This is a genomic window from Pseudomonas sp. UF-293 (assembly GCF_058245595.1).
In genome coordinates this window covers 86303-102385 of the sequence record NZ_JBSICA010000012.1, presented here as the reverse complement: position 1 = coordinate 102385, position 16083 = coordinate 86303, and the positions used below count along the sequence as shown (strand labels likewise).

The window sequence follows — 16083 nt, the reverse complement described above, 5'->3', positions numbered from 1 at the left end:
AGCCGAATCTACAGGCGAGCAATATTAATGATAAATATTCTCATACGCAAAAGCATCTGATTGCCGGACACTGTCGCCAGCCTCTACAATGCGAACCGTTCTTGTTCTCTAATGCACGTTCTCTACGCAAGTTTTGCGTCCGGAGTCATTTCGTTGCCGCCCGCCCATCCCGTCGAATCGCTCTACCACGCTCATCACAGCTGGCTCACCGGCTGGCTGCGGCGCAAGCTCGGCTGCCCCGAGAGCGCGGCGGATCTGGCCCAGGACACCTTCATCAAGGTGCTCACCGCCCGCGAGCCACCGTTGATCATCGAACCGCGCGCCTTTCTCACCACGCTGGCCAAGCGCGTGCTGTTCAACCATTACCGGCGCCAGGATGTGGAACGTGCCTACCTCGAGACGCTGGCGCAGATGCCTGAGCTGGTCGCGCCGTCGGAAGAGCACAAAGCGATCATCCTGCAGACGTTGATCGAACTCGATGAGCTGCTCGATGGTTTGCCACGCCAGGTCAAACGCGCCTTTCTGCTCGCGCAGGTCGATGGTCTGACTTATCCACAGATCGCCGCAGAACTGGGCATCTCGGTGGCCACGGTCAAACGCCATTTGAACAAAGCGGCGATGCGCTGCTACTTCGCCCTATGAATCGCGCTCCGGATTTTTCTTCGCAGGTGGCCGAACAGGCTGTGCACTGGCTGATGGAAATGCAGCAAGGCGCCCTGAGCCCGCGCCAGCAGACGGCGATGCAGCAATGGCTGGAGGCGCACAGCGAACATCGGCGGGCGTGGGAACACATTCAGCGGGTCAATCAGCGGTTGCGCGGTGTGTCTTCACCGCTGGCGCATGCGGCGTTGAACGGGCCGAAGTCGGGCAGTCGGCGTCAGGCGCTGAAATTGTTGCTGATTCTTGGCGCTGGTTCCGCTGCCACTTGGGGCATGCGCGAGCACAATCCGCTGCCGTCGCTGCTCGCCGATTACCGCAGCCCGGTTGGTCAGCGGCGCAAGATCGCCTTGGGCGATGCCGATTCGTTGCAGCTCAATACCGCCAGCTCGGTTGATGTGGATGGTGCGCAGCGCTCGATTCGTCTGCTCGACGGCGAAATGCTGCTGAGCGCTGCGAACCCGTTCGAAATACGCACGACGCACGGCGTGCTGAAAACCCAAGGGGCGCGCCTCAATGTGCGGCAGTTTGCCGAGCGCACAGAGATCGCGCTGTTCGAAGGGCGAGTCGAACTCACCGCCAACCAGCGCGCGCCCGTGCTGCTGCCGGTCGCGCGTCAGCTGAGTTTTACTGCCAGCGCCGTCAGCGCGGCCAAGCCGCTGGACGCCAATAGCGGTGCATGGACTGACGGCATGCTGGTCGCCGCCCATATGCGCCTCGGCGATTTCCTCGAAGAGCTTGGCCGTTATCGTCGTGGGCAGTTGAGCTGCGACAGCCGGGTTGCCGATCTGCTGATTTCCGGGACGTATCCGCTGGATGACAGCGAGCGGATTCTCGACCTGCTGCAGATCAGTCTGCCGGTCAGAGTGAAGCGCTTTACCCGTTATTGGGTGAGCGTCGAAGCGCGGGTTTGAACAGCAAGATCAAAAGATCGCAGCCTTCGGCGGCTCCTACATTTGGGATGCATTTTTTCTGTAGGAGCTGCCGAAGGCTGCGATCTTTTGATCCTTGAAAAATAAATGAGCCGTTTTTCAGATCTGGCGTGACAGAGAAGGAAAGCCCCCTTGATTCCACCTTCTCAGGATCATCCACATGCAGCCCACCCGCCTTACGCCACTGGTCCGCAGTCTGCGCAATCTTCTGCTCGGCGCCAGCCTGAGTTTCACTGCCCTGCCCGCTGCGCTGGGCGCCGAGGCCAAGGTTTATCACATCGCCCCGGCGTCGCTGGAATCCGCCCTCAACCAGTTTGGCCGTGAAGCGGGCGTGCTGATTTCTTTCGGTTCACAAGTCACCAACGGCGTACAAAGCCGTGGTCTGGAAGGCAGCTATACGCCTGAGCAAGGTTTGAATGCGCTGCTCGAAGGCACCGGCCTGCAAGCTCGCGCCGAAGGCGACAATGCCTTCAGCCTGCAACCGCTGGCTGACGCGGCGCTGGAGCTGGGCACTTCGACCGTGGTCGGCGACTGGCTCGGCGATGCCGCGCAGATCAATGTCTTCGAACACCCCGGCGCGCGTGATGTGATCCGCCGCGAAGAATTCGAACGCCAGGGCGCGACCCAGGCCCGCGATGTGCTCAACCGCATCCCCGGTGTGAATGCGCCGGATAACAACGGCACCGGCAGCCACGACATGGCGCTGAATTTCGGTATTCGTGGTTTGAATCCGCGCTTGGCCGCACGCTCGACAGTATTGATGGACGGCATCCCGGTGCCTTTCGCGCCCTATGGTCAGCCACAGTTGTCGTTCGCGCCGATCAGCATGGGCAACATGGATGCGGTGGACGTGGTGCGCGGCGGCGGCGCGGTGCGTTACGGCCCGCAGAACGTCGGCGGCGTGGTCAACTTCGTGACCCGGGCGATTCCCGACGAGCCGACGGTCAAGGGTGGGTTCCAGACTGAAACCAGCCCATCGTCGAGCCACGACGGCTTCAAGACCAGCGCCAATCTGCTGGCCGGCGGCACCAACGCCAACGGCCTCGGTGGTGCTCTGTTGTACTCCGGCACCCGTGGCGGTGACTGGCGTGAACACAGCGACACCGAGATCGACGACCTGATCCTCAAGGGCAAGTACCAGCTCGACGACGCCAACAGCTTCAACGCCATGGCCCAGTATTACGAGGGCAAGGCCGACATGCCCGGCGGTCTCAACGTCGCCGATTATGATGCCGATCCGTATCAGTCGACGCGCCCGAAAGACCAGTTCTGGGGCCGCCGGACGATGTTCAACTTCGGCTATCACTATCAGGAAGATCGCCGCGAATTCACCGCCAACACCTTCTTCACCAAAACCCTGCGCAGCGGTTACCTCGATCAGGGCACATTCCTTTCACTGTCGCCGCGCGAGTATTGGGTACGTGGCCTGGAAACCCGTTTCGCCCAAGGCTTCGACCTGGGTCCGAGCAGCCACGAAGTCGGCGTCGGTTACCGCTACATCAACGAGGCCGGCCACGAACTGCGCTATCGCACGCCGATCAGCGCCAACCAATACCCGACCACCAGCAGCCGCAACGACCGTGACACTCGCGGTGGTACCGAGGCGAACGCGTTCTTCGTCGATGACCGCATCGACATCGGCAAATGGACCATCACCCCGGGCGTGCGCTACGAGATGATCGAGTCGCAACAGACCAACAACCTGACCAACGTCAAATACAAGGGCGACTACAACACCGCGCTGCCGGCGCTGAACGTGCTCTATCACCTCACCGACAGCTGGAACCTGTACGCCAACACCGAAGGCTCGTTCGGCAGCGTGCAGTACAGCCAGATGCCCAATCGCGTGAGCAGCGGTGAAGTGAAACCGGAAAAGGCCCGCACCTGGGAACTCGGCACGCGTTATGACAACGGCGCCCTGCGCGCGGAAATCGGCGCATTCCTGATCAACTTCGACAACCAGTACGAAAGCAACCAGACCAACGATTCGGTGATCGCTCGCGGCGAAACCCGCCATCAGGGCATCGAGACCAGCGTCAATTACGCACTGGATGACTTGAGCCCGGCGCTGGCCGGTTTCGATGTCTACGCCACGTATGCCTACGTCGACGCCACCATCCGCGAGGATGGTCCGAACAAAGGTAACCGCGTGCCGTTTTCCTCCAAGCACAAAGGCACGATTGGCGTCGGTTATACCGAAGGGCCGTGGAAGCTGAATCTGGACAGCAGCTTTCAGAGCGACCAGTTCGCCGACAACGCCAATACCTCGAAGGAAAGTGCCGATGGCAGCACCGGCAAGATCCCAGGTTACATGCTGTTCAGCAGCCGTGCAGGGTATGACTTCGGGCCGCAGTTGTCTGATCTGAACGTGGCGGTGGGCGTGAAGAACATCTTCAACACGCAGTACTTCACACGCTCGTTCGATGACAACAACAAGGGCAAGTATGTAAGTGAGCCGCGGACGGTTTATGTGCAGACGTCGGTGGCGTTCTGAACAGGTTCTGAAAATCCCCCCACACCGCGCAAAAAAAACGGGCCTGCATCAGCAGGCCCGTTCTCCTTGTGACTTGTGCAATCAGCGCATCAACTGTTGATCGCTGCCTGTTCGTTCTCGTCGAATTCTTCCGCCAACAGCTTGTCGTTGGCTTTGCCGCTAAATGGCACTACAGCGGCGCGTGGTTTACCTCGCAGTTTGCCGAACAGGTGATCCAGCTTGTGCTCGAGTTTCTCGGCAGCACCGTCGATCGCCTGTTCCAGCGAATCGGCTTTGTGGGTCACGGAAATCGGTTGGTGGCCTTTTGGCCGCGCTTCCAGTTGGCAGCGCAAGTCATGGGGACCTGGTTTCTCGCCGTTCTCGTCGCTCAGGTGGACTTCGACACGGGTCAGGTCTTCTTCATAACGGTCGAGCGTGCTCTCAATAGTTGTACGTACCCACTCCTCCAGTCGCTTACTGCTTTGAATATGGTTATCACTGTTGACTTGGATTTGCATAGTTCATCCCTTATTTCAGCTAGCTCGCTGGAGGCCTTGAAGTGAATTTCCTGACCTCCTGGTTACAACAATCGGCCCGAGCGGCGAACATTTCAACCCCTGAAAAAAGAAAAATATTCATTCGCAAAAAAAGCCGGACAACCGAGCGAGGCGCTGTTAATGTCGGGAGTTGGGTCGCCTCACCTCTTGGCAAAATCTGCTCACAATTGCCCGTCATTCAGCGGGTGCAGGCTGCGAAAAATCCCCGCCTCTTCCACCAGCCAGTCATGCACAGCGCGCACGCCCGGATGGCTCAACGCCCCCGGTGCATACAGCAGCACATAACGTTTATGGTTGGGCACCGACAGGCCGAACGGCACGATCAACGTGCCGCGCTCCAGCTCATCGTTGAGCAACGTGCGCCGGGCAATCGCCACGCCCATGCCGGCAATCGCCGCTTCGATGGTCAGGTGGTTGCGATTGAACGTATGCCCGCGTCGCACGTCGGCGCCTTCGAAGCCGATCGCGTTCAGATAGAACTCCCATTCCGCATATTCATAACTGCCACGCCAGGCGGTGATGTCGTGCAGCAGCGGGAAATGCACCAGATCGGCCGGCCCGTGCAACGGCGGTCGCCCGCGCAACAGGCTCGGCGCACACACCGGGAAAATCTGCTCGTCGAGCAAGGCTGTGGATAACAATCCGGGGTAACTGCCGTCGTTGAGGTCGATGGCCAGATCGAAATCGCCCTCGTGCAACGGCACGCTGCTGTCCTCCGCCACCAGGCGCAACTGGATATCCGGAAAGCGTTGCTGCAAGCGCGGCAGGCGCGGGGTCAGCCACTTGCCGAGAAACGACGGGATCGACCGCAACCGCAGCGTCCCGCTGATCATCCCGGCGTCCAGCCGGCGCAGTTCCGCATCGATGCTGCCATAGGCTTCGTTGACGGTAATCGCCAGCCGCTGCCCCTGCGCACTCAACTCAACGCCCCGCGCGCGCCGATGAAACAGGCGAAAGCCCAAGCGCTCTTCCAATTGGCGAATCTGCTGGCTGACCGCGCCCGGGGTGATGTGCAGCTCTTCGGCACATCGGGTGAAGGACAGGTGCCGCGCGGCGCAGGCAAACACCTGCAGCCAGACATAGGTCTGGGCATGCAATTGACGACTCATTGTTTAGTCCTGCTAAAGGCTGTCTTAGGAGGTTTCGTTGGTCACCTCCAACCGAGGCAGGCAGTATCGCCGACATTGCGCTTGTCCGACAAAAAATGGCAGCGATTCCTACTCCATTGCTTGTAAGGGTTTAGCATGGCTATCAGTGTTTTCGATCTATTTAAAGTGGGCATCGGCCCGTCCAGTTCTCATACCGTCGGTCCGATGCGTGCAGCGGCGACCTTTGCCCAGGCTCTGATCGATCAGCATCTGCTCAATGATGTGCGACGTGTGCAGATCCGTCTGTACGGTTCGCTGTCGGCCACCGGTGTTGGCCACGCCACTGACCGCGCAACGGTCATGGGCCTGATGGGCGAGTGGCCGGACAGCATCGATCCTTCGACCATCGATCCACGCATTCAACAACTGCGCGAAACCGGGCAACTGTCCCTCGCCGGTCAGCGTTCGATTGCTTTCGACTGGCACAGCGATCTGCTGCTGCTCGACGAGAGTCTGCCCTACCACCCCAATGCCATGTCGCTGACCGCATTTGGCGAAAGCGCCGAGCTGTTTGCGCAAACCTATTATTCGGTGGGCGGCGGTTTCATCGTCGAAGCGGCTGAAGCCGAGTCAGGCGTGGCGCCAACCAGCGACGTGGTGTTGCCGTACGATTTTTCCAGCGCCGCCGAACTGCTCGCCCTGTGCAAACAACACAAGCTGCGCGTGTCCGAACTGATGATGGCCAACGAGCGCGCCTGGCGCAGCGATGCCGAAATCCGTCAGGGCCTGTTGCACATCTGGTCAGTGATGCGCGAGTGCGTCGAACAAGGCCTGCGCCACGAAGGCATTCTGCCCGGCGGTCTGAAAGTACCGCGCCGCGCGGCGAAACTGCACCGCAGCCTGTTGGAAATCGGCAAACCGAACGTGATCAGTTCGACCCTGTCGGCGATGGAATGGGTCAACCTGTTCGCTCTCGCCGTCAACGAAGAAAACGCTGCCGGCGGGCGCATGGTCACCGCGCCGACCAACGGTGCCGCCGGGATCATTCCGGCCGTTCTGCACTACTACATGAAATTCAATCCGGATGCGTCTGACGATGACGTCGTCGCGTTCTTTCTCGGCGCAGCCGCCGTCGGCATTTTGTGCAAGAAAAACGCCTCCATCTCCGGTGCCGAGGTCGGCTGTCAGGGCGAAGTCGGCTCAGCTTGTGCGATGGCTGCCGCCGGCCTCGCCGACGTGCTCGGGGCGACACCGGAGCAACTGGAAAACGCTGCCGAAATCGGCCTGGAACACAACCTCGGCCTGACCTGCGATCCGGTCGGTGGCCTGGTGCAAGTGCCGTGCATCGAGCGCAATGCCATCGCGGCGGTGAAGGCGATCAACGCCACGCAAATGGCCCTGCGCGGCGACGGCAATCACTTTATTTCCCTCGACCGGGTGATCCGCACCATGCGCGACACCGGCGCCGACATGCATGACAAGTACAAGGAAACTTCACGGGGCGGCTTGGCGGTGAACTGGGTCGAATGCTGATCGGCCTGTTTGCACTGTCAGCGATCATCGCCTCATTCCTGCCCTGAAAACGCGCCACAAAAAACGGCGAGCCCCGAGGCTCGCCGTTTTTTTCGCCGTGTTTATTGTTCGACAATTTTTCCGGCATGCGCCTTGCTATATCACCCTTGAGGCAAACGGACATTGCAAACCTCAGAGAACGAGATGCCAGTGGTCTGGTGTTGCGAACCAAATCGGATCATGGCCGGTCAACAACTGCACGTTCAATCAGGCGGTGACGCATCATGGACAACCCATTTCAGATCATTACCGATGCCTTCGCGCCGGACTATCAGATCAATCTGAGCATTCAGGGCCTGGACGGCAGCATTATGCTGACCCTGTCCAACGCCGGCCGCATCGTGGCCAAACGCATGATCAGCGCTGAACAGCGCAACGATCCCGAGCGTTTGAAAAGGCTGGTGCAAAGCATTCAGTTCGGCATCGCCATCGAACAGGGCCACAGCGCCATGTCGATTCTCGAAGCCATGACCAGCGGCGCCGGGTTGACCCCGCCACCGCCACGCGGCAAAGGTCAGCCGGGCCAGGCGGCGAGCCTTTAAAGCTCGCCCTTTTCCACTTCAGGATGTTCGCTGGAGCCCGTGCCGATCTTGCGCTGCGGGTTCTCGATCTTCACTGAGGGGAACTGCGACGAGGCGTAACGCACCACCAGGATCGCAAACGCCAGCAGCAGAATGCCGCCGCACAGGTAGATGATGCCCATGTCCGGCGGGTTGTGGTGCGAGACATTGGAGATCAGCAGGCGCGTCAGCGCAGTGATCGCCACGTAGATCAGGAAGCGCACGGGCATGTGATTGGTCTTGAAATAAATCCCGACCATCGCGCCCAGTTCCAGATAGATGAACAGCAACAGGATGTCATCGATCTTGATGTGCCCGACTTCGAGCATACCGAGAAACTCCATCACCGCCGCCCACGCCGTCACCGCACCGATGGCGAACAGCGCCAGATAATGGAAGGTTTCGACGAACAGGTTGCCCAGGGACTCGGCCAGTTGATGCACGTTACGCCGCAGTTTCTCGGCCCAGTTTATTTTCACGATGAGTTTCCTTAGCCCGTTTCGGGCGGATGATGCGTATCGCACGTGACGGTTTTGCGCGCGCGCCTTGTTGCAATGGTTTTCATGCAGGTTCAGGGCCACGCATCATGGCGATCCGCCGCAAATCACGCGCCGTGGCGTTTGGTCGCACCACTGGAGTTTCTGTGGGAGCGAGCCGGCTCGCGAATAGCAGCCGCACGTACCCCTGACAAACGCCAAATCCGGTCTACATTGAAAAGCCACTACCCATGGCGCTGGGATTCGCTTATCCTTTTCGCTGTATATGGATACAGTAGTCGTCAAGACAACTTAACGTGAAGGCATGTGAGGTGGTGAATGGCCGTCGAAGTGGTATACCGCAGCAGCCGAGATCTGGAGCGCTTGTTCATGGATAAAGCCGAAGCTGATCGTCATGACAAAATGCTCGAACTGGCCGAATATCTGGCTGATGTGCTGCAAAAAGCCGTTCCGTCCCTGACCGAACAGCAAGTGGAAGAAGCCGGGATCTACATGGCGAAGAATCGTGATGTGTTCGCCCGGGCATTCAAGAGCCAGCCCGATGCGCTGTCGGAGCTGATCAACGCGCCGGCCGAGCCTGTCGAAAAAGCTGATGCGGCCGAACCTGATGAGGCGCCGGCGAAGCCCGCCAAAGCAGCGAAAGCGCCGAAGTAATCAGAAAGATCGCAGCCTTCGGCAGCTCCTACACTCGGAATGTAGGAGCTGCCGAAGGCTGCGATCTTTTACTTTTTCAGCGATACAAAACCTTCTCCGCCAACTCATCCGCCACCCGCGCCGGCGAACGTTTTTCCGCCTGCGCGTGAGCGAAGACTTCCGTGAGCCGCGAACTGATCTTCGACAGATGCGCCGTAATCGTCGGCAACTCCTCACCCCGATGCTTCAGCGAGACGTAGATCAGCCCGCCGGCATTTATCACATAATCCGGCGCGTAAAGAATCCCGCGCCGTTCCAGTTGATCCGCCACATCCAGATGGGAAAGTTGATTGTTCGCCGAACCGGCCACAGCGGAACAGCGCAGTTGTGACACCGAGTGACTGTTGAGCACACCGCCCAACCCACAAGGCGCGAGAATGTCGCACGGTGTGCTGAGCAATGCGTCGTTGGCGATCGGATGGGCATTGAGCTGTTCCATCGCCAGCTGCACCTTGCCGTGGTCGATGTCACTGACGAGCAACTCGGCGCCTGCCGCGTGCAGTTGCTCGGCCAGCGCAAAACCGACATTGCCAAGCCCCTGAATGGCAATGCGCAGGCCTTCGAGGTTGTCGCTGCCCAGGCGCGCCATCGCCGTGGCGCGAATGCCGGTGAACACACCCATGGCCGCGTGCGGTGCCGGGTCGCCTGCCGAAGTGGTGCTGGTGACATGCCGCGTCTGTTGGGCAATGCAGTCCATGTCGGCCACTGAAGTACCGCTGTCGATGGCGGTGATGTAGCGGCCGTCGAGTTGCTCGATACAACGACCGAAAGCCTCGAATAATGCGGCGCGATTCTCGACATGGGCCGGGCGCACGATCACCGCCACCCCGCCACCCTGCGCAAGGCCGGCCAGCGCCGCTTTGTAGCTCATGTTTTGCGCCAGGCGAATGGCGTCCTCGACCGCAGATTCGTCGTTGGGATAGGCAAGGTAACGGCAGCCACCCAGGGCTGGCCCCAGCCGACTGTCATGAATGGCAATGACCGCCTTCAACCCGGTGACCGGATCCACGCTCAGGTGCAGCGATTCCAGGCGAGTGCTTTGCATGAGAGCGAACATCGACAGGCTCCCGAATCACTTCTTGTAGAACGCCAGTATAGGCTTGCCCCTGAAAATTGCTGGCGCGCACCGGCATGAGCCGCCGAGCGGACACTGTCTTGCCATATAACTCGCGTCCACGGAGTCCGCTACTGGACGAACCCCCCGGACGAGGCTAAAACGAGGCATTGGAGGGAGATTTAAATGAGTGCGCGCCAACACTTTTTCGAATGCCTGCATCGTTCACCGCCAGCCCTGCTGGAAGCTGCGCTGTGGATAAGTGCCGAGCACGACAAAACTCTCGAGCCCGAGGCATGGTTGCGAACCTTCAGGGATCTGCAACTACGCGTCAGCTATGGCCTGCCGATGCTGCCGGTCAGCGAACTGGCGCAACCGCTGTTGCGGCGCATGGTCGATCTCGGTTTCGCGCAGGATGATTTCCTGCCGCTACGCCCGCAGGCGGCGCTGCTGCATCGTGTATTGCACACCCAGCGCGGTCAACCGCTGGCCTTGGCGTTGATCGCCCTGGAACTGGCGCGTGGGCTGGAGATTCCTCTGGTCGGGGTGAACTTCCCCGGTCACTTCCTGCTGAGGGTTCCCGGCGCCGACCACTTGCTCGACCCTTGCGGCGGTCGACGCTTGTATCCCAATGACTGTCGCGAATTGTTGCAGCGCCAGTACGGGCCGAACATGCAGCTCAGCGCCGAGCACTTGCTCACCGCGACGCCAGTGCAGATGCTGCAGCGCCTGTCGCGCAACCTGCGTCAACTGCACCTGACCCACGATGACCTTATCGCCGCGCTGATCGACGCGGAACGAGTGCTCGAACTGGGTGGCGCGAAGGCTGCCGATTACATGGCTCGCGCCAGTCTGTATCAACGGCTGGATTGTCCGAACGCTGAACGTTTCGATCTGGAGCACGCGCTGTTGCTCAGCGAAGATCCGATCCAGCGCCTGCGCCTGACCGAACGCCTCGGCCATCTGCCGCCCAACTCCGTCGTGCATTAACCATCCCCTGCTGGCTTGCCCCCATCCTTGAGGCCTGCGCAAACCTGTGGGAGCGAGCCTGCTCGCGAAGCAGGCACCTCAGTCTCCCGGTCAAACCGCGTTATCGTTCTTCGCGAGCAGGCTCGCTTCCACAGAGGATCGGCGGGTCTCAGTCGGCGAGCGCACCTGAATGATCAGCAGCGCGGCAATCACTGCCGGGATCGCGCAGAAAAAGAAAATCTGCTCCACCGGTATATGCATCGCCAGCAGCAGGCTGCCGAACAGCGGCCCAAGGATCGAACCGAATCGCCCCACGCCCAGTGCCCATCCTGTACCGGTGGCGCGTACATGGGCCGGATAGAAATTACTGGCGAAGGCATTCAGCGTCAGTTGCCCGCCGATGATGCAGAACCCGGCGGCAAACACACAGGCCACCAGAAAACGCGGATCGTCGTGGTTGAGCCCAAGCAGGATCGTGCACAGCGCAGCTCCTGCCAACACTCCGGACAGCAGGCGCACCTTGCGTTGCAAACGGTCGGCGAACCAGGCCATGCAAATCGCGCCGAGGGTCCCGGCGAACAGGAACATCGACGTCACCAGGTTGGCTTCGTTGAGTTTCAAACCGCTTTCCAGCAGCAGTGTTGGCAGCCAACTGATCATGAAATACAACAGAATCAGGCTGACAAAAAAAGTCGCCCAGATCAGCAGGGTCGGCCGCGCATAGCCGTTGCGAAACAACTCGACCACGGTCAGTTTGCTGCCCAGCTCGCGCTCATTCTGCTCGACACTGGCCAGCGGTGGCTGCCAGTCCGGCAACATCCGCGTGGTGACCTTGCGCAGCCGTGCATACGGCGGTGCATCACGTAGCAAGCGCGGAAGCGACTCCGGCAGCATCCACCACAGGAAAGGAAACAGCAGCAATGGCGTCACGCCGCCAGCGAGGAATACTGCCTGCCAACCGAACTGATCGATAAAACCGGCCGCGACAAAACCGCCCGCCGCCCCACCGAACGAGAAACCACAGGCAGCCAGCGTCACCATCAGCGTGCGCAGACGCGGCGGTGAATATTCCGACATCAAGGCCATGGCGCTGGGCATTGCGCCGCCCATGCCGATGCCGCAGATGAACCGCGCGATCATCAGCGTGTTGAGCGAATCGGCGAAAACCATCAGCACCGTCAGCGTGGCGTAGATCAATACGCAGGCAAGCAGAATTCGCCGCACACCGAAACGGTCAGCCAGTGGCGTGACCGCCAGAGAACCGAGGGTGAGGCCGAGCAGGTTGGCGCTGAAAACCGGGCCGAACGCGGATTTTTCCAGCCCCCAGTCTTGGGCCAGCGCCGGCACTACATAACCGAGCACCTGGGCGTCATAACCGTCGGTGACCAGCAGCAACGCCAGCAGAAACAACAGCAACCACTGATAACGGGACACAGGCCGGGCGTCGAGCGCCGCGCGGAAGCTGGCAATCTGGTTATGCATCGCAAGGTACCTGTTTTTTGTTTTTATGATTATTTCGCTATTGCCACCTCGATCCCTGTGGGAGCGGGCTTGCCCGCGATGACGGCGGCACATTCAACACAAGGGGGTCTGGACGATCGCTATCGCGGGCAAGCCCGCTCCCACAGGTTTTTGGTTTTCAGTTACGGGGTGTCCGGTTGATTGGCTGGATGCGCCTTGATAAACGCCGGATGTTCAGCCGCCAAGGCAGCCACACGGCAAATCTTTGGATAAGCCTCAAGGCTGACGTTGAACCGCTCTGCGGCATACAACTGCGCAATCAAATACACATCCGCCACGCAAGGCCATTCGCCAAAACAGAAACCGCTGTCACCGATCAACTGCTCCACCGTCGCCAACCCTTGGCTGATCCAGTGACTGATCCACTCCACCACCTGCGCCTCGTCCTGCCCCGACTGGCGCAGGCGATTGAGTACGCTGACATTGTGTAGCGGATGCACATCGCAGCCGATCACTGCCGCCACACCGCGCACCTGCGCGCGCGCCACCAGATCATCCGGCAGCAGCGGCACCTGTGGATAACGCTCCTCCAGGTACTCGATGATTGCCGGCGACTGAATCAGCAGCGCGCCGTCATCGGTGCGCAGGGCCGGCACCCGACCCTGCGGATTGAGCGCCAGATACGCCGCTTGCCGATGTTCTCCGCCCGACGGTGCGATCAGGTTGACCGGCAGCGCCTGGTAATCGAGCCCTTTCAATGCCAGCGCAATGCGCACCCGGTACGACGAGGTGGAACGGTAATAGGTAAAGAGATCCATGAGCCGCTCCTGTCAGCGTGCAGCGATCACGGTGCCGCGACATTCGCCGAAGCCGATCGAGGCAAAACCTTCGCGGGCGCAGCGGGCGCGCAGGATGATTTCGTCACCGTCCTCAAGGAATTTGCGCACTTCGCCGCAGGGCAGTTCGATCGGTTTCTTGCCGCCCTCAGTGATTTCCAGCAGGCTGCCGAACTGACCGTTTTCCGGGCCGGACAAAGTGCCCGAACCGAACAGGTCGCCGGCCTGCAACTGACAACCGTTGACGCTGTGGTGCGCGACCATTTGCGCGACGGTCCAGTACATGTGGCGAGTGTTGCTCAGGGCCAGACGATGGGCCGGCAGATTCTGCTCGCGCATGGCTTCGGTGCGCAGCAGCACTTCCAGCTCGATATCGAAGGCACCACCGTCCTGATCACGTTTGTCGAGCAGATACGGTAACGGCTGCGGATCACCTTCCGGACGCGCCGGTTGTGCAATACGGAAAGGCTCCAGTGCTTCAGCCGTCACTACCCAGGGCGAGACGCTGGTGATGAAACTTTTCGACAGAAATGGCCCGAGCGGCTGGTATTCCCAAGCCTGGATATCCCGCGCCGACCAGTCGTTGAGCAGGCAGAAACCGGCGATGTGCTCGGCGGCGTCAGCGATGGCAATGGGCTCGCCCATCTCGTTGCCCGGGCCGATCCAGATGCCCAGTTCCAGTTCGTAATCCAGACGCGCACACGGGCCGAAGACCGGGTCGGTCTGGCCGGCTGGCAGCGTCTGGCCTTTCGGCCGGCGCACGTCGGTACCGGAGGCTCGCACCGTGGACGCGCGACCGTGGTAACCGATCGGCACGTGCTTGTAATTCGGCAGCAACGGATTATCCGGACGGAACAGCTTGCCGACATTCTGCGCATGCTCGATGCCGACGTAGAAGTCGGTGTAATCGCTGATTCGCGCCGGCAGGTGCATCTGGCAATCGGCAGCCAGTGGCAGCACTGTCGCACCTTGCGCTTCGATGTTGCCGCGCAGGGTGCTGCCTTCACTGAACAGTTCGATCAGCCGTGCGCGCAGGGCCACCCGAGCCTCACGGCCGAGTTCGAAGAACGCGTTCAATTGCCCGCCCTGCATGGATTCCACTGCGCTGCGTGCAACGCCGTCGAACAGACCGGCCTCAAGCGCCACTTGCAAATCGAAGATGTGCTCACCGATCGCTACGCCTGCGCGCGGCATCGAACCGTTCAGGCTGAACACGCCCAGCGGCAGATTCTGCAAGGGAAAATCGCTGTGACCGTTGGCCGAAGCGACCCAGCTGCGGGGGAAGGAATTCTGTGTCATGAGTTATCTCCGGGTCGGGTCGAACGTGGCGGGCAGCGTCGCCCAACAGGCGTCGTAACTGGATTGCAATTGTGGGCAGTCGAGGGCAAAGCGGCTTGGCCGCAGCACCTGGCTGGTCTCGAACATGAAGGCCATGGTGTTGTCGATTTTTGTCGGCGCAAGCTCGGCATTGATCGCCCTGGTGCAGGTATCGCCGTCCGGGCCGTGGGCGCTCATGCAGCTGTGCAGCGAAGCGCCACCGGGCACGAAGCCTTCGGCCTTGGCGTCGTATTCGCCCTGGATCAGACCCATGAATTCGTTCATCAGGTTGCGGTGGAACCAAGGTGGCCGGAAGGTGTTTTCGGCGACCATCCAGCGCGGCGGGAAGATCACGAAATCGAGGTTGGCCAGACCGTGCACGCTGGTCGGCGAGGTCAGTACGGTAAAAATCGACGGATCGGGGTGATCGAAACTCACCGTGCCGATGGTGTTGAAACGGCGCAGGTCGTATTTGTACGGCACGTTGTTGCCGTGCCAGGCGACCACGTTCAGCGGTGAATGATTGAGTTCGGTGGCCCACAACTGGCCAAGGAATTTCTGCACCAGGGTCGTCGGTTGCGGCAGGTTTTCGTAGGCAGCGACCGGGGTGAGGAAATCGCGCGGATTGGCCAGACCGTTGCTGCCGATCGGCCCCAGATCCGGCAGGCGCAGCGGCGCGCCATGGTTCTCGGCGAGATAACCGCGTGCCTGTGGATCGAGCAGTTCGACGCGAAACTTCAGGCCACGCGGCAGCACCGCAATCTCCAGCGGCGCGACTTCGAGCACGCCCAGTTCGGTGGCAATGCGCAGGCGGCCGAGTTGCGGCACCAGCAGCATTTCTCCATCGGCGTTGAAGAACACGCGCTCCATTGAGCGGTTGGCGGTGTAGCTGTAAATGCTGATGCCGGACGGTTTTTCAGCGCCAGCGTTGGCCGCCATGCTGACCAGGCCATCGATGAAATCCGTCGGTTCGGTCGGCAGATCCAGCGGATTCCAGCGCAGGCGATTAGGGGTTACTTCACCCAATGGCCCGCCCGCCAGTTGCCGCTCCAGTTTGACGAACGCCGGGTGATTGGCCGATGGCTGAATCCGGTACATCCAGGTCCGCCGCGCTTCGCTGCGCGGCATGGTGAACGCGGTGCCGGAGAACAATTCGGTGTAGAGGCCGTACGGGGCTTTTTGCGGGGAGTTCTGCCCAGCGGGCAGCGCGCCGGGCAACGCTTCAGAGCTGAATTCGTTGCCGAACCCGGACTGATACGTCAAATCCTGAGCGGTTGAATCGGAGTTCATGGAGCCTCCTGAACAGGGAGTCGGCAGTGGCCCATCGCTCTGGCTCAGAGTTCTCGGCACGCCGGGGTTGTTATTATCGTAATCTGATTACGCATAACGTAATTTGCTCGCTATCCAGCGTCAAGCT

Annotated in this window: 14 protein-coding genes and 1 pseudogene; 7 read left to right on the top strand and 8 right to left on the bottom strand. The window is 60.5% G+C overall.

The annotated features are described in order from the left end of the window. Positions 1 to 111: 111 nt before the first annotated feature. The 3 genes from AC4IHP_RS15460 (at position 112) to fecA (ending at position 4083) form a co-directional block, all read left to right on the top strand. Complete coding sequence (locus AC4IHP_RS15460; protein WP_490832087.1) at positions 112 to 642, top strand: sigma-70 family RNA polymerase sigma factor; 531 nt, start codon at positions 112 to 114, stop codon at positions 640 to 642. Continuing rightward, positions 639 to 1571: a DUF4880 domain-containing protein gene (locus AC4IHP_RS15455; RefSeq protein ID WP_490832086.1), complete on the top strand. Its 933-nt coding sequence runs from the start codon at positions 639 to 641 to the stop codon at positions 1569 to 1571. The genes AC4IHP_RS15460 and AC4IHP_RS15455 overlap by 4 nt, the downstream gene beginning before the upstream one ends. A gap of 178 nt (positions 1572 to 1749) precedes the next feature. Next, positions 1750 to 4083: a TonB-dependent Fe(3+) dicitrate receptor FecA gene (gene fecA / locus AC4IHP_RS15450; protein WP_490832085.1), complete on the top strand. Its 2334-nt coding sequence runs from the start codon at positions 1750 to 1752 to the stop codon at positions 4081 to 4083. 89 nt (positions 4084 to 4172) lie between these two features. Here the strand turns inward: fecA and AC4IHP_RS15445 are convergent, their stop codons facing one another. Beyond that, a complete protein-coding gene (locus AC4IHP_RS15445; protein ID WP_039759281.1) occupies positions 4173 to 4580 on the bottom strand; it encodes an HPF/RaiA family ribosome-associated protein in 408 nt (135 codons plus the stop codon). 200 nt (positions 4581 to 4780) lie between these two features. Next, on the bottom strand, positions 4781 to 5728 hold the full coding sequence (locus AC4IHP_RS15440; RefSeq protein ID WP_217864317.1) for a LysR substrate-binding domain-containing protein: 948 nt from the start codon (positions 5726 to 5728) through the stop codon (positions 4781 to 4783). Positions 5729 to 5863: 135 nt separating this feature from the next. Between AC4IHP_RS15440 and AC4IHP_RS15435 the strand changes: the two genes are divergently transcribed. Next, a complete protein-coding gene (locus tag AC4IHP_RS15435; protein WP_460124128.1) occupies positions 5864 to 7240 on the top strand; it encodes an L-serine ammonia-lyase in 1377 nt (458 codons plus the stop codon). A gap of 263 nt (positions 7241 to 7503) precedes the next feature. Then, positions 7504 to 7821 (top strand): DUF3509 domain-containing protein, encoded by a 318-nt coding sequence (locus AC4IHP_RS15430; RefSeq protein ID WP_460124125.1) that lies wholly within the window; start codon positions 7504 to 7506, stop codon positions 7819 to 7821. On the opposite strand, the gene AC4IHP_RS15425 is transcribed toward AC4IHP_RS15430, so the two are convergent. Beyond that, positions 7818 to 8318: a phosphate-starvation-inducible protein PsiE gene (locus AC4IHP_RS15425; RefSeq protein ID WP_016771633.1), complete on the bottom strand. Its 501-nt coding sequence runs from the start codon at positions 8316 to 8318 to the stop codon at positions 7818 to 7820. The genes AC4IHP_RS15430 and AC4IHP_RS15425 overlap by 4 nt on opposite strands. A gap of 336 nt (positions 8319 to 8654) precedes the next feature. Between AC4IHP_RS15425 and AC4IHP_RS15420 the strand changes: the two are divergent. After that, positions 8655 to 8909 (top strand): annotated as a pseudogene (locus AC4IHP_RS15420) (YebG family protein); the annotation flags it as partial. A gap of 157 nt (positions 8910 to 9066) precedes the next feature. On the opposite strand, the gene AC4IHP_RS15415 reads toward AC4IHP_RS15420, so the two are convergent. Beyond that, positions 9067 to 10086: a Glu/Leu/Phe/Val dehydrogenase family protein gene (locus AC4IHP_RS15415; protein ID WP_460124122.1), complete on the bottom strand. Its 1020-nt coding sequence runs from the start codon at positions 10084 to 10086 to the stop codon at positions 9067 to 9069. Between the two features lie 183 nt (positions 10087 to 10269). On the opposite strand from AC4IHP_RS15415, the gene AC4IHP_RS15410 reads away from it, so the two are divergent. Beyond that, the gene (locus AC4IHP_RS15410) at positions 10270 to 11073 is read left to right on the top strand and encodes a SirB1 family protein (RefSeq protein WP_460124119.1); all 804 of its coding nucleotides are present in this window, start codon (positions 10270 to 10272) and stop codon (positions 11071 to 11073) included. Between the two features lie 90 nt (positions 11074 to 11163). Here the strand turns inward: AC4IHP_RS15410 and AC4IHP_RS15405 are convergent, their stop codons facing one another. From AC4IHP_RS15405 to hmgA, 4 genes are all read right to left on the bottom strand, one after another. After that, the gene (locus tag AC4IHP_RS15405; protein ID WP_490832084.1) at positions 11164 to 12534 is read right to left on the bottom strand and encodes an MFS transporter; all 1371 of its coding nucleotides are present in this window, start codon (positions 12532 to 12534) and stop codon (positions 11164 to 11166) included. Positions 12535 to 12695: 161 nt separating this feature from the next. Next, positions 12696 to 13331, bottom strand: coding sequence for a maleylacetoacetate isomerase (gene maiA, locus AC4IHP_RS15400; protein ID WP_460124113.1), 636 nt, complete (start codon positions 13329 to 13331; stop codon positions 12696 to 12698). Between the two features lie 12 nt (positions 13332 to 13343). Further along, positions 13344 to 14648, bottom strand: a complete 1305-nt coding sequence (gene fahA, locus AC4IHP_RS15395; protein ID WP_490832083.1) for a fumarylacetoacetase — start codon at positions 14646 to 14648, stop codon at positions 13344 to 13346. Positions 14649 to 14651: 3 nt separating this feature from the next. Continuing rightward, positions 14652 to 15956, bottom strand: coding sequence for a homogentisate 1,2-dioxygenase (gene hmgA / locus AC4IHP_RS15390; RefSeq protein WP_490832082.1), 1305 nt, complete (start codon positions 15954 to 15956; stop codon positions 14652 to 14654). Positions 15957 to 16083: the final 127 nt, after the last annotated feature.

Bases quoted from the DNA above. Each gene is read 5' to 3' on its own strand.
- AC4IHP_RS15460 (WP_490832087.1), top strand. From the start codon at position 112: ATGCACGTTCTCTACGCAAGTTTTGCGTCCGGAGTCATTTCGTTGCCG.
- AC4IHP_RS15455 (WP_490832086.1), top strand. From the start codon at position 639: ATGAATCGCGCTCCGGATTTTTCTTCGCAGGTGGCCGAACAGGCTGTG.
- fecA (WP_490832085.1), top strand. From the start codon at position 1,750: ATGCAGCCCACCCGCCTTACGCCACTGGTCCGCAGTCTGCGCAATCTT.
- AC4IHP_RS15445 (WP_039759281.1), bottom strand. From the start codon at position 4,580: ATGCAAATCCAAGTCAACAGTGATAACCATATTCAAAGCAGTAAGCGA.
- AC4IHP_RS15440 (WP_217864317.1), bottom strand. From the start codon at position 5,728: ATGAGTCGTCAATTGCATGCCCAGACCTATGTCTGGCTGCAGGTGTTT.
- AC4IHP_RS15435 (WP_460124128.1), top strand. From the start codon at position 5,864: ATGGCTATCAGTGTTTTCGATCTATTTAAAGTGGGCATCGGCCCGTCC.
- AC4IHP_RS15430 (WP_460124125.1), top strand. From the start codon at position 7,504: ATGGACAACCCATTTCAGATCATTACCGATGCCTTCGCGCCGGACTAT.
- AC4IHP_RS15415 (WP_460124122.1), bottom strand. From the start codon at position 10,086: ATGTTCGCTCTCATGCAAAGCACTCGCCTGGAATCGCTGCACCTGAGC.
- AC4IHP_RS15410 (WP_460124119.1), top strand. From the start codon at position 10,270: ATGAGTGCGCGCCAACACTTTTTCGAATGCCTGCATCGTTCACCGCCA.
- AC4IHP_RS15405 (WP_490832084.1), bottom strand. From the start codon at position 12,534: ATGCATAACCAGATTGCCAGCTTCCGCGCGGCGCTCGACGCCCGGCCT.
- maiA (WP_460124113.1), bottom strand. From the start codon at position 13,331: ATGGATCTCTTTACCTATTACCGTTCCACCTCGTCGTACCGGGTGCGC.
- fahA (WP_490832083.1), bottom strand. From the start codon at position 14,648: ATGACACAGAATTCCTTCCCCCGCAGCTGGGTCGCTTCGGCCAACGGT.
- hmgA (WP_490832082.1), bottom strand. From the start codon at position 15,956: ATGAACTCCGATTCAACCGCTCAGGATTTGACGTATCAGTCCGGGTTC.